Source organism: Paraburkholderia sp. 22098 (genome assembly GCF_052045935.1).
GTDB classification, from domain to species: Bacteria; Pseudomonadota; Gammaproteobacteria; order Burkholderiales; family Burkholderiaceae; genus Paraburkholderia; species Paraburkholderia caledonica.
In genome coordinates this window covers 95,470-108,427 of sequence record NZ_JBQEPV010000012.1, presented here as the reverse complement: position 1 = coordinate 108,427, position 12,958 = coordinate 95,470, and the positions used below count along the sequence as shown (strand labels likewise).

General features: G+C 65.3%; 7 protein-coding genes. 3 read left to right on the top strand and 4 right to left on the bottom strand.

Translation table 11 applies throughout. The features are described 5' to 3' along the window. Positions 1 to 714 carry a response regulator gene (locus tag ACTJLB_RS23995; RefSeq protein ID WP_087753442.1) on the top strand — a complete coding sequence of 238 codons (714 nt, stop codon included), beginning with the start codon at positions 1 to 3 and terminating at the stop codon, positions 712 to 714. Further along, positions 711 to 2,090 carry an ATP-binding protein gene (locus ACTJLB_RS23990; protein WP_440784677.1) on the top strand — a complete coding sequence of 460 codons (1,380 nt, stop codon included), beginning with the start codon at positions 711 to 713 and terminating at the stop codon, positions 2,088 to 2,090. Before ACTJLB_RS23995 ends, ACTJLB_RS23990 begins: the two co-directional genes overlap by 4 nt. Positions 2,091 to 2,112: 22 nt before the next feature. Here ACTJLB_RS23990 and ACTJLB_RS23985 read toward each other — a convergent pair whose 3' ends face one another. Both ACTJLB_RS23985 and ACTJLB_RS23980 read right to left on the bottom strand, forming a co-directional pair. Next, complete coding sequence (locus ACTJLB_RS23985) at positions 2,113 to 2,379, bottom strand: hypothetical protein (RefSeq protein ID WP_027804371.1); 267 nt, start codon at positions 2,377 to 2,379, stop codon at positions 2,113 to 2,115. A 197-nt stretch (positions 2,380 to 2,576) separates the two neighbouring features. Further along, positions 2,577 to 5,246 carry a response regulator gene (locus ACTJLB_RS23980; protein WP_440784676.1) on the bottom strand — a complete coding sequence of 890 codons (2,670 nt, stop codon included), beginning with the start codon at positions 5,244 to 5,246 and terminating at the stop codon, positions 2,577 to 2,579. Between the two features lie 398 nt (positions 5,247 to 5,644). Here ACTJLB_RS23980 and ACTJLB_RS23975 point away from each other — a divergent pair, with 398 nt between their 5' ends. Continuing rightward, positions 5,645 to 6,910: a DUF2252 domain-containing protein gene (locus tag ACTJLB_RS23975; protein ID WP_020066413.1), complete on the top strand. Its 1,266-nt coding sequence runs from the start codon at positions 5,645 to 5,647 to the stop codon at positions 6,908 to 6,910. A gap of 71 nt (positions 6,911 to 6,981) precedes the next feature. On the opposite strand, the gene ACTJLB_RS23970 is transcribed toward ACTJLB_RS23975, so the two are convergent. Together ACTJLB_RS23970 and bcsZ are read right to left on the bottom strand one after the other, a co-directional pair. Then, positions 6,982 to 11,766 (bottom strand): cellulose synthase subunit BcsC-related outer membrane protein, encoded by a 4,785-nt coding sequence (locus ACTJLB_RS23970; RefSeq protein WP_440784675.1) that lies wholly within the window; start codon positions 11,764 to 11,766, stop codon positions 6,982 to 6,984. Next, a complete protein-coding gene (bcsZ, locus tag ACTJLB_RS23965; protein WP_087753437.1) occupies positions 11,757 to 12,950 on the bottom strand; it encodes a cellulose synthase complex periplasmic endoglucanase BcsZ in 1,194 nt (397 codons plus the stop codon). Before bcsZ ends, ACTJLB_RS23970 begins: the two co-directional genes overlap by 10 nt. Positions 12,951 to 12,958 lie beyond the last annotated feature (8 nt).

Sequence of the window (12,958 nt, the reverse complement as noted above, 5' to 3'; positions counted from 1 at the left end):
ATGGATCGCCCCGCTAAAATCATCGTGCTCGACGACGAAGTCGAACTGCGCAACATGCTGCAGCGTTTCTTGCGCGGACAGGGCTTCGACGTCAGAGTCGCGGAAGACGGTAAGCGGCTCGACCGCTATCTCGAGCGCGAGCCGTTCGATCTGCTGGTGCTGGATCTGATGATCGGCGAAGAGGACGGGCTCGCGATCTGTGCGCGTTTGCGCGAGCAAGGGCAGACGTTGCCAATTCTGATGCTGACCGCGAAGGGCGATCCGCTCGACAGGGTGCTGGGTCTCGAAACCGGCGCCGACGATTATCTCGCGAAGCCTTTTCTTCCGCGCGAACTGGTGGCGCGAATCAATGCGCTGCTGCGTCGTCAGAAAATGGCTTCGGGCGAAGTGACGGTCACGTCGCAACGCGTGCGCTTCGGCGAATTCGTGCTCGATGTCGGCAAACAGCAACTCATGCGCGGCGACGCGCTGCTCGAAATCCACTCGGCGCAGATGCTGCTGCTGGTTGCGCTCGCGTCGTCGCCGAACCGGCCGGTAAGCCGCGACAATCTGCTCGCTCGCGCGCGAGGGCGCGATCACGATGCGCTCGACCGCAGCATCGACGTGCAGGTGCTGCGCCTGCGGCAGATCGTCGAGAACGATCCGTCCAAGCCGCGCTTCATCAAGACAGTGTGGGGCGTCGGCTACATGCTGATCGCGGACGTCGATTCATGAGCCGTCCACTATTGCAACGGGTGCTGCCGCGGACACTGCTCGCGCGCAATATTGCATTGCTGATCGCGCTCGTCGTATTGAGCCAGGTGTGCTCGCTCGGCGTGCTGCTGCATTATGTGCAGCGGCCTCGCGTGGAGCGCGCGGCCGCTGTGTTCGCCACCTATGTGACGACGCTCGACAACCTGCTGCAAAGCACGCCGCGCGCCGCGCGCGATGCGCTGGCTGCGCGTCTTGACGCGCGTGCACGGCTTCCCGGCAGTGCGCTGGCGGAGCCGCCGTCGAGTGTCTTGCGCGGGTATCGCAACTATCAGCGCAAGGTGTTTCTCGAGAGTCTGCGTGAACATCTCCCGGCAGACATGGAAGCGCGCTGGCAGACCGAAGGAGGCCAACGCCTCTGGATTCGCATGCATGCGCCCGCCGATGGACCGGGCGGTGCGGCGTCCGAGGTCAACACATCCGCTGCACCGTATTGGATCGCACTGCCGATTCCCGAAGACGCCCAGGGCAATGGGCTCGACGCGGCCATTCTGCTGTCGCTCGGCCTTGCCGCGCTGGCCGCGTTGACAGGCTACGCGATCCAGCTTCACCTGAACCGGCCGCTTCGGGAGTTGACGCGCGCGGCGCAGCGCCTGAGCGACGGCGACGCGCCGCCGCCGTTGCCGACCACCGGCCCTTTGGAAATTGCCGCCGTCAGCAGCGCTTTCAATCAGATGACGCACGCGTTGCAACAAGCGGAAGCGACCCGCGCGCTGATGTTAGCCGGCATCTCGCACGACATCCGCACGCCGCTCACCAAGCTACGCCTTTCGATGGCCATGGCGATGCCGGAGAGCAGCGACAGCAGTTTCGCGGTGGCGGCGGAGTCCTACCTCGACCAGATCGAAACCATCTTGCAGCAGTTCATGGACTACGCAGGCAGCGGCGAGCGGGAGCCAGCCGAACCCGGCGATCTGAACGCGTTGATCGAGCGGCTTGCAGGCGACTTCGCGGGACTTGGGCATGAGTTCGAACTGTCGCTCGCACGCTTGCCGCTGATTCCCTATCGGCCGGTGAGCATGATGCGGCTCCTGATGAATCTGATGCAGAACGCGATCGTGTACGGCGGCAGTGGACTGGCGGTGCGTAGCTGGGCGACCGACGACTCGGTGTATGTCGCAGTGGGCGACCGCGGCAAGGGGTTATCGGCGGAAGAACTCGAGCAGTTGAAGGCGCCCTTCCAACGCGGCAGGAACGCGCGAGCGCATAGCGGCGGCACAGGGCTTGGGCTCGCGATTGTCGAGCGGATCGCGCGGCTGCACGGTGGCAGGGTAGAGTTTCACGCGCGCGAGGGTGGCGGCCTGGAGGTGTGGGTGGTGGTGCCGGGTGGGGCGGGGTAGCGACCCGCTGCCCGCTTTTCTATTACTCGCGATCGAGCCACGCATCCAGTCCCACCCGGAACGCGACGCCCGCGATTACCGGCACCGTCAGCATCAGAATGATGCCGAAGTTGGGGATTGCATCGCCATAGGCGATCGGCTGATACAGCACCACGCCCGAGACTATCGCGAAGACGAGCACGCCGACGGCTACCATCAGAAGATTGCGCGCCGTGATGGACAGCTCTTTGCGCCTCGCCTTGGTCGGGCTCGGGCTCGCAGCGGGGGCTGGGTCGTGTTGGGAAGGCATGATGGCTCTCGTGACAAAAAGCGGCGGAAGGTCAAGCGCCCATGCGACAGGAAAGCAGGCGCGCGCCCGGCATCATACCAGGGCGCGTATGCGCTGCGCGCTTCGCGCCGCGTGCGGCTTCATCGATATAGACCAATATATGCCGCATTCCGGCTTGCGGTGCGAAAAGCGCACGCCGCGCCTGGAGGCGCCCGGCGTCACCAGGCGGCTTCGATGGGATCGAGCCACCGCGCAAGCTCGCGCCGCAACTGGGCGAGGTCGAGCGGTTTGCCGAGCATCCGCGCGCCGGGAATGCTGTCGCCGATCGGCGCATGCGCGCCGTAGCCGGACACCAGCAGCACTTGCACGTCCGGCTGTGCGCGCAGGACCGCGCGCGCGAGATTGTCGCCCGACATGCCAGGTAGCGTGATGTCGGTGCACAGGATGTCGTAGCGTTGCGCCGGCACGAGCGGCAGCGCTTCTTCCGCGCTCCCCACCGACGTGCAGTCGAGGCCCAGCGCGCCGAGCAGGCTGCTCAGCGCCTCGCGCGAGTCGGCGTCGTCCTCGACGAGTAGCACGTGAGCCGGCGAGCGCGCCGGCGCAGCTTCGGGCGCGACGTCTTGACGAGCTTCCCGCCCGCGAGCGGCGCCGTCCGGCATCTCAACGCCCGGCGTCTCGACGCTCGACGGATCGTAGGCCACGGGCGGCACGCACGCAGCGATCTCCCGGTCGGTCATCTTGCCGACATGCGTTGCACCGGCAACCGCCCCTGCCGACGGGCGCAGCACACTTCGCACCTTGCGCGCGAGATCGTCGCGTCGATACGGTTTCGACAGCAACGTAATGCCGGCATCGAGTTTGCCGTGATGGACGATCTCGTCGCGCGTATAACCGGACGTAAACAAGGTCGGCACCGCAGGCGAGCGCGCCGCGGCACGGCGCGCCAGTTCGACGCTTTTGATCTTGCCCGGCATCACCACATCGGTGAACAACAGGTCGATCGGCATGTCGCTCTGGATGAATTCGAGCGCCGCATCGCCACTCGATGCAGTCAGCACCTTGTAGCCGAGTTGCGCGAGCATTTCGACGGCCGTCAGACGCACGTCCGCATCGTCTTCGACAACGAGGATCGTTTCGCCGCCGCCTACCGGCGTGGCGGTCTGATCGACGGTTTCGGGAGTTTCAGGCTCGCAGCAGCGCGGGAAGTACAGCGACACGGTCGTGCCTTGTCCCACCTCGCTCTCAATCAGCGTATGGCCGCCGCTTTGACGGACAAAGCCGAACACCATACTGAGGCCGAGGCCCGTTCCATGACCGTTCGGCTTGGTCGTGAAGAACGGTTCGAACGCGTGTTCAAGCACCTCTGGCCGCATGCCTGCGCCGGTATCGGTGATGGAGAACACGACGTATTCGCCCGGCGACAGCTCCGCGTGGTCGTTGCAAAACGCGGCATCCAGCACACGGTTCGCGGCACGGACAGTGAGCGTGCCGTCGGCTTTCATCGCGTCGCGTCCGTTGATCGCGAGATTGAGCAGCGCGTTTTCTAGCTGGTTCCGATCGGCCTGCACGTTCCACAGATCGTCGCTCAATACCGTTTTGATCGTGATGGTCTCGCCGAGCGCGCGATGCAGCATCTCGCTCATGCCCGCGAGCAGCCGGCGCGGATCGAGCACCGTCGGCGAAAGCGGCTGGCGGCGCGCGAACGCCAACAGATGCGCGGCCAGTTTCGCGCCGCGCTTCACGGCATCGGTCGCCGCCGACAAACGGCGCAGCGTTGCGGGATTATCCCCGGCGTCGGCGGCCATCATTTGCAGATTGCCGTTGATCACTTGCAACACGTTGTTGAAGTCGTGCGCGACGCCGCCCGTCAGGCTGCCGATCGCTTCCATCTTTTGCGCCTGGCGTAACTGTTCCTCTGCGAAGGCGCGTGCGGCGACCGCATCGGCAACGCGCTGTTCAAGCGTCTCCGTCAACTGGCGCAGCGACTGCTCGGCGATCTTACGTTCGTGGATGTCGATCAGCACGGCGGGAAACCGGGTGGGCACGCCGTTATCGTCGAACTCGCACTGGCCGTTCGCTTGCACCCACACGTAATCGCCATTGGGGCAGCGAATCCGGTACTCGGCGCGAAACGGTTTTCCGCCGGACAGCGCCTTGAAGGTCAGATGTTGGAGCAGCGATTGATCGTCCGGATGGATCATTTTTGTCGCCGCGCGGTGATCGACGCCCCGAGCGGCTTCGTCCACCGACAACGAAAAAGTGCGGGCGAAGCGCTCGTCGCCAGTGATGTTTTGAGTGCGCATATCGACGACGCACGTGCCGAGCACGGCGCCCGTATTCAGCGCGAGTTGCAGGCGTTCGTTCGTCTCGTGCAGCTCGGCTTCGGCGCGTTGCCGCCAGCGCTCGGTCAACACACGCCCCGTCGTCTCGACAACGATAGCGAGTACGCCCGCAGGCGCGCCGCTGTCGTCTGCAACGGGGCTGTAGTACAGATCCATCCACACGTCTTCGGGCTTGCCTTCGCGCAGCAGCACGAGTTCCTTGTCGCGATACGACAGCGTGCCGCCGGCAAGGCACGTATTCATGACGTGACGATTGAAGTCGGCAACCTCGGGCCAGCCTGTCTCGACGGGACAGCCCAACAGATACGGATGCCGTCCGCCCGCGAAAACCGCGTAGGCGTCGTTGTAAATCATGTGGCCGGCTTTGCCCCACAGCAGCACGAGCGGCACAGGCGAGGCAAGCAGCAGCTGCACGGTTGCGGTCAGGCTGCGAGGCCAGTTCGGGATCGCGCCGACGTCGGTTGCGGACCAGTCGAATTCGCTGATGCGCCGCGCCATCTCGCCGCCCCAACCAGGACAGCCGTGATCTTGTGCCGGAAATGGCATGCTGCGCTCCACAGAGGGTCACATGGATGAGTGGGCCTCCAGTCTGCCGGTTCACATAGCGCGCGTAAAGGCTTCGTATGGCGCCGGCACACTTTAGCCTCCGGTCGCCCCTATGCTCTCGCAAGTTTTACCTGCGCACTGTGCGCAAGCGCATCTGGAAGCGGAAAGAAGCGCCGATGCCCATACGTTGGAGAGAACTTCAGAACGTATTTCCAGTGGCGGCTTATATCTCGCATAAGTAACCGTTGAAGCCTCATGTGCCCTTACAGAATGCTTCACACGATAGGCGCGATTCCTGCTGAAGGTCGTTGCTTGCGCACGCGACAATGCGCGCGACAAGCGCTGGCGAGGACACGTGCCGCGCCGGCTTCGAATATCGATAAGAGCGGACCGTACAAATGCCGAAGAAGCCCGTCGCAACAAACAAGCTGTCCAAACCGCTCAGCAAGCGGGCGAAGAAGCTCCCCGACGCCGAAGCGCGCCAGCCGCTTCTGACCGCGCGCCGCAACGCGAGAATGGCGCGCTCCGCGCATGCGTATGTGCGAGGCAGCACGAACAGATTTTATGAGTGGCTCGACGGAATCGAAGGGCACGCGCTACCCGAGGGTCCCGCTGTATGGATCTGCGGCGATTGCCATACGGGCAATCTCGGGCCCGTCGCCGATGCGAATGGCCGCGTCGAGATCCAGATTCGCGATCTCGATCAGACGGTGATCGGCAATCCCGCGCACGACCTCATCCGGCTCGGGCTTTCGCTCGCGACGGCAGCGCGCGGTTCCGACCTGCCAGGCGTGACGATCGTTCAGATGATGGAGGCGCTGGCCGACGGCTATGAACGCGCCTTCGACGAAAGCGCGGGTGAGGCGGACATTCACTCCGAGAAACCGGAGGCGGTGCGCGTCGTGATGAAGGAAGCGGTGCGGCGTTCATGGCGCCATCTTGCCGAAGAGCGTATCGAAGATAGCGAGCCGACTATTCCGCTCGGTTCCCGTTTCTGGCCGCTTGCCAAAAACGAGCGGCGCGAGATCGACGAGCTCTTCAGCAAAACGTCAGTTGCCGCACTTGCGACTGCATTGCGTGGCGCAGGCGACGAGGCGGACGTCGAAGTGCTCGACGCCGCCTACTGGGTCAAGGGCTGCAGTTCGCTCGGACGGCTGCGCTACGCGGTGCTGCTCGACATCGACGGCGCCGCAGTGGACGGCGACGATCTGTGCCTGATCGACATCAAGGAGGCAGCGCCCGCTGCGGCGCCTCGCTATGCGGGCGTGAGAATGCCACGCGACAACGCGGAGCGGGTGGTGGAGGGCGCGCGGCATCTGTCGCCTTCGCTCGGCGACCGGATGAGATCGGCGCGCCTTGCGGATCGCGCGGTGGTGATACGCGAGTTGCTGCCGCAGGACATGAAGCTGACGATCGAGCAACTCACTCGCGACGAAGCGACGAAGGCGGCACGTTTTCTTGCGCTGGTAGTGGGCAAGGCGCACGCGCGGCAAATGCATCTCGCCGAACGCAAGGCATGGCTCGCCGAGCTGCGCAAGAACCGTTCGAAGACACTCGACGCACCGGGCTGGCTCTGGAAAAGCATCGTGCAACTGGTGAGCAGTCACGCCGCCGGTTACCTCGAGCATTGCCGCAAATACGCAACCGGCTCCGACGCGGCCTGAAACGGCCGTGACGGCGGTCCAGCGAATCGGGCCGCCGCGGAATCAGACGCGCGAGCCCGATCAAACGTGCGCTAGTTGGACAGCGACAAATACGGCGAACTGAGCGGTGTGGGCGGGAACGGCTGCAGGCCTGTCTGCCTCGTAAAGCTGTAGCGAACGTAGACTGCGGCAAGCCACTCGCGATATTGATAAGCATTGCCGAGCGAAGCCGTTGCGCCGAAGGCCAGTTGCGGCGCGAGCTGGTATTCGCCTACAGCGCTCAGCGAATACGACACGCCGGTTTTGCTTTGCCCCGGGTACTGGGCGCCGCTATCGACACTGCTGCCGATCAGCGTCGCCTGACCCGCAGCCGCCGCTTGCAACGAGCCCGAGTTGCCGAGCGGGAAGTAGTTCGATGCGTCCTGCCGGTAATGCTGCACGCCGATCGATCCCTTCAGGTCATACGTAAAGGCGCCATTGCGGCCAGTCCATTCGATCGGCAGATTCAGGATCACGTACTGTTGCGGACTGAAGTAGCCGCCCTGGCCATACGTGAAGTACGACAGGTTCTTGTCGTAGCCCATCAGCGTCGTGTTCACACCGATGGTGAATGTCTGGTCGGCGTCCTTGAAGAGGCGCGTGTAGATGCCGCCGCCGCCCTTCCAGGCAGTGTTCGTCACGACGTTGTGTCCATCGTAGTACTGGAACGCCGCGTTCACGTACAGACCGCTGGTGCCGTCGTCCCACGCAAGGCTCGCGAGGCCGCCGGTCGATGTGACGCCGCCCCATTCGAGGCCGGACGCAGCGTCGCGTGTGCCGGCGTACGACAAGAGACTGTCGGTTACCGCGCGCCGGGCGACGGCGAGCGAATAGGAGACCTTGTCGGTGATGCCACCGTTGTACTGCGCGCCGCCTACTATGTTCGTCTCGCGAAAGCCGATGGGCGTCACGCCGATATCGCCGCTGAGCTTGCGGCTTTCGTAACCAACTGACAGGCCCACGCCGCTCGCCGTCTGGCTGCCGTAATTGTTGGTGCCCGCAACGGCCGCCGCTGCCGACGTGCTGTTCGACAGCCCCGCGCCGAAACGCGCGAGCGTCGACACGTTGCCTGCCGCGGTGCCGGCATCCAGCGTGACGGGAGTTGCCGTCACCACGACATGGCCGTTGCCTGCCTTGATGCGGCCTTGGATCGGCGCTTCGATGTCGGTGAGCGTGGACAAGCCGTCCTCGCCGCTGCGGTTGCGAAACACAATGCCGCCCGAGACCGTGCTCGCCTGCTCGCGATTGACCTGCGCCAGTTCCTCGGCTACGCCAAGGGTCTGCGCATTGGCGACGTTTGGCTGCGCGTAGTTCGCGCCATTGCCGCCGCTGCCGTTCATGCCCGGCTGTTGCGGGTAATACGCTTGCGCGTAGCCGCTCGGCGGCTGCGGAATGTAAGGCTGTTGCTGCCCGTAATAGCCCTGATTGCCATAGGCCTGCTGCTGCGGCGGATAGGGCTGATACGGCTGCTGGCCATAACCCTGCTGCTGCGGATACGACTGATAAGGCTGTTGCGCGTAGCCTTGCGGTTGCTGCTGTTGCGGATAAGCTTGTTGTCCGTAATACGGTTGCTGTTGCTGTGCATAAACGGCTGCGTTGCGGCTGTTCTTCGACGCGCTTTGCTTTTTGCTCGCGGTGCGTTTGCCGTTCGCTGCGGCTGCGGTTGTCGAGCCATACGGCTGCGGCTGCATCGTCCCGGCATTGGCCTGCGCCTCGCGCGCGGCGGGCGACATGGGCCAGGGCGTCGGCGCATAGCCATCGGGCGTGCCGTATTGCTGCTGCGGATACGGCGCCTGCTGCGCGTAAGCCGGGTTGTATTGCTGCTGCATCGGCTGCATCGGCTGCATCGGAGCTTGCATCGGCATCTGCGGCTGGGCGGCCTGGCCGTTCTGCCCAGGGTAGGGCTGCAACGGTGCGCCGGACTGGCTCGATCCGTAGCTGTCCTCGCCGTAGCCGCCAGCGTCGGCCCCCTGACGAGGCGCGTTATACGGCAGCGCGGCGGGCGCGCTGTTCGGCGTGTAGGGCTGCGCGGGTGCCGCATAAGGTGCGACGTATGGCGCGGGCTGCATGGGCGGCGGATAGTTCGGCACGGTCTGTGTCGGCAAGGAAGACTGCGAGTACGGAAGGGAAGCTCGCGCGGCGTTCGAAGAACCATTGAAGCCGGGCGCTGCGTTATCGGCGTCGGTCGGCGCGAGCGTCGCGGTTTTTCCCTCGAAAGGATTGGTGCCGGGCAGCGGCGTCGCGCCGATACGGCGCATCGCCGCTTCCCAGCCGCGCGGCACGTTGCTCGCCGCGGCATTGCGCGGCGCATTCGCCATCAGCGGTGTGTTGGCCGCGACCAGCGAGCGCTGCAGATAGGTCGACGCGAGCGACAGCTTGCCTTCCGAGCGATACATGCGGCCAACGGTGGCAAGCACGCCTGGGTCGTTGGGCGCGGCATTCAAGGCCTGCGACGCCAGCGATTCGGCGTAGCTGAACTGCTTCGCACCAGACGCGGCGGAAATCGCCCCCTGCAGCAGATTGAGGTCGTCGGGCTTGCGCCGCAATGCAACGCGATAGCTTTCGAGCGCGTTGCGGTCGTCGCCGGCCGACGCATACAGGCGGCCCAAAGCGGCCTGCAGATCGGGATTGTCGGGCATCGCCGCGAGCCACGGCGCGATCACGTCGTAGGCGCTGGCGAGGTCGCCACGCTGACGCACGGCGTCGCATTGTTTGATGACGATGCCGAGATTCAGATTGGCGAAGTCGGTGCGCTGCTGCGGCGTCAATTGCATCGACGACAGACGGCGCATCACCATGCCGAGCTCTGCTTGCTGCTGCGTAGCCGACAGAATGCCCGCGTATTGCAGCAGCAGATCGGTGTTGCCGGGTGCCGCGTTCATCGCGCCGCGCACCAGGCTCAGCGCGCGGTTCGGATCGCCGGCCTGCTGGTAGGCCGCCGCGATGACGCCGATCAGTTCAGGACTGTTCCCCGCCACCGGCTCGGCTGCATGCAAGGTTGCGAGCGCCTGTTGAGTCTGACCGCTGCGCGCCATGCGCGTGGCGAGATCGGCTTGCTGATGCACCCACAGCCGATGCTGCAACGCCGCCATCGCGTCGGTGCGTTGCGCGACGGGAATGCGTTCGAGTTGGGCGAGACCGGCTGACCAGTCCTGCGTTTCCGCCGACAGCAGCGCGCTCGCATACAGCGCATCGGTCATGTCAGGATGCGCGGCGAGCAGGCCGTCCATCATGCTGCGCGCGTTCGCGACCGCGCCCTGGCGCACGTAAATACGCGCGAGGTCCAGACGCAGCCACGGGTCGTCGGGCGTGTTGAGCAGCGCGTCTTCGAAGAGACTGCGTGCGCTGCCCAGATCGCCGTGCGCTTCGGCCGCGCGCGCCTGAGCCGCCTGCGCTTCTCCACGCAGACGGTTGATGCCGCCAGCCTTCGACTGCTGTTCCGTGTTCAGTCGATTGGCGAACTGCAACGCTTCGTCGCCGCGACCTTGGGCGGCCAATGCGCCGACGAGTCCGCGAATGGCGTCGGGGTTGTCTGCCTGGCGGCGCAGCGCCATCCGGTATGCCTGTTCGGCACCGGCCGCGTCACGGTTCGCAAGCAGCATTTCACCGAGCAGCACTTGCGCGGTGACATCTGAAGGATTCATCGCAATGGCGCGTTCGAACAGCGACTTCGCCTTCGCGAACTCGCCGTTGCTGCGCGCGCCGATTGCGTCGCTCGTGTAGGTCCAGTACGTCGCGCTATCCAGCGCGGTTTTCCAGCGAGCCGGGTTGCCGTTGCGCGACGCGCGTTCCAGATAGTTGCGCGCTTCGGCGAAGTGCTCCTGCTTGAGCGCGGCGATGCCCATGCCGCCAAGCGCGTCGGTGTCGTTCGGACTGGTGGCCAGCACCGACGAAAATTTCGCGCGCGCCGTGGCCGCGTCGTTGCGATCGAGTGCGGCGAAGCCCTCGGCGACGGTGCGCCCGCGTGCGTCGACGGAGGCGTTTTCCTGGGCGCGCTCACGTGCCGCCTTGTCCTGCTGCACCATCGAATCGAAGCGCGCCTTGACTGCGGCGTCGTCGTTCGCGCTTTGCAAATACGCCTGGTACAGCGCGGCGTCCGAGGGACGCGCGTCGAGCCAGAGCAGTGCCTGCCGCCAGCTCTTTTTCGCCGACGCGCCCACCGTGCTGTCGCCGGCAAGTTTTTGCAGCCGCGCGATGCCGTCGCGGCGGGTGACGTCGCGATAGGTCAGATGCTGAGCGTAGGCGAGTGCGTAACGCGGATCGTCCGGATTATCACGCGCGAGTTGTTCGAGTCCGCGACGCGCCTGATCCCAGCCTTGCGGCGTAGCCGACAGCGCCTGGTAGTACTCAAGCTGCAACGCCGGCGTGGCGGGCTTGCCGCTCAACGCGCGCTGATACTCCTGCACCGCGCTCGCGCTCTGGCCGCTTTGCGCGAGCCGCCGCGCATCGTTCACGGTCTGGTCGCGCAGGCTCGATTCACCGAGCCGCCGGCCGAGTTCATCGAGGCTCGGGTAGTTCGGCGCCACCGCCTTCAGTCGCGAGAGATACTGCTGTGCACCCGCGCCGTCCTTGCGGTCGGCGAGCACCATGCCCATGCCGAACAACGCGTCGGGCTGTTTCGGGTCGATGCGCAACACCTTCAGCCAGGCCTGCTCCGCGAGGTCGCCGCGCTGATGCGATTGCCAGTACTTGCCCTGATCGATCAACACGCCCATTGGATCTTTCGACCCTGGTGCCGGCGCCTGAGCCAACGCGTCGGGTGCGGCCGCCGCGAGGCAGCAGGCAAGCGGGAGGCTCAGCGCGAAGCGCATTGACAACGCGAGGGCGCTCAATCGCATGCGGTTCTCCAGCTGGGCACGAGGCGTCCGCTTTCGTCGAAGCGATAGCGTCCGTCGATAAAGCCCGTGCCGAACAGGCCCAGCACCCTGTCGTAGTAAACAGGCTCGCGGCCAGGCACGCTGGCGTCGAGCGCCGCCAGATGCGTGCGCGCGAGGCCGAGGCCGTGCGCGTCGCCGAGCGCCTTGAAGTACGGCGCGAGCGCGGCCCAGTAGCTGAGCGGGCCTTCGCCGCTTGCCGAGCCGTTGGTCGACGACACCTTCTCCGGTGGGAAGCCGTTTTGCTGGACCTTTGCGCGCATGCCGCCGAGCGCGGCGAGCCACGGCTTCGCCAGCGGATCGGCAGGCGACGCCATGCCCGCCCACAGATAGACGCGGATCGCGTCGTAGCTGCCGGTGTCGCCGTTTTTCGGGTCGACCACGAACTGGCCGTTTTGCCACGCCGCCCAATCGGGCGCGAAGCCTTGAGGCGCTGTTGTCTTGACGAACTTGTAGGCGCTGTCGGCGAGCTTCGCCCACGGACCGTTCGGCACTTCATGGGCAAGCGCGCGCAGCACGGGCAGCGGCAGGTAGCTCGGATTGAGGCGCGTCACGCCGCCGCTTTTGAAACCTTCGGGCCCGGGCAGCAGCATCGGACCGACGCCAGGCAGGTTCGTCATCTCGTCACGCGCGATGCGCGCCGCGAGCGCCTGGCCAAGCTGCGTGTAGCTCGCGTCATGCCACAGGCGCCCGGCCTGCAGCAGATCGTAGGCGATCCACAAGTCGGAGTCCGATGCGGAATTCGGATCGAGCACGCCGTAAGAGCCGTCCGCTTTCCTTCCCCATTGCCACGACGGCAAGCGCAGGTTTTGCGGATCGAACTGATTGGCCGCGAGGTTGGTGCGCGTCCAGTTCAGCAGCCGGTCGAACGTGGCGCGGTCGTTCGCAACGAGTGCGAAGAAGAGGCCATACGACTGGCCTTCGGAGGTGGTCTGCTGGGTAGGCGTGGAGTAATCGATCACGCGACCGTCGGCTTGCACGAAGCGCTCGACGAAAGTTCGATAGCCAGTCCAGTCGCCGCACGCGCCGGGCGCGGCTGCATTCTGCGCGACCTTCAGCACGTTCGCGCACGCCGCCGATGCCGCGACGCCCAGCGCCAGCGAGAGCGCCAATTTCACACCTTGTTTTCTGTTGATTCGAACCCGCATGTCAGTCC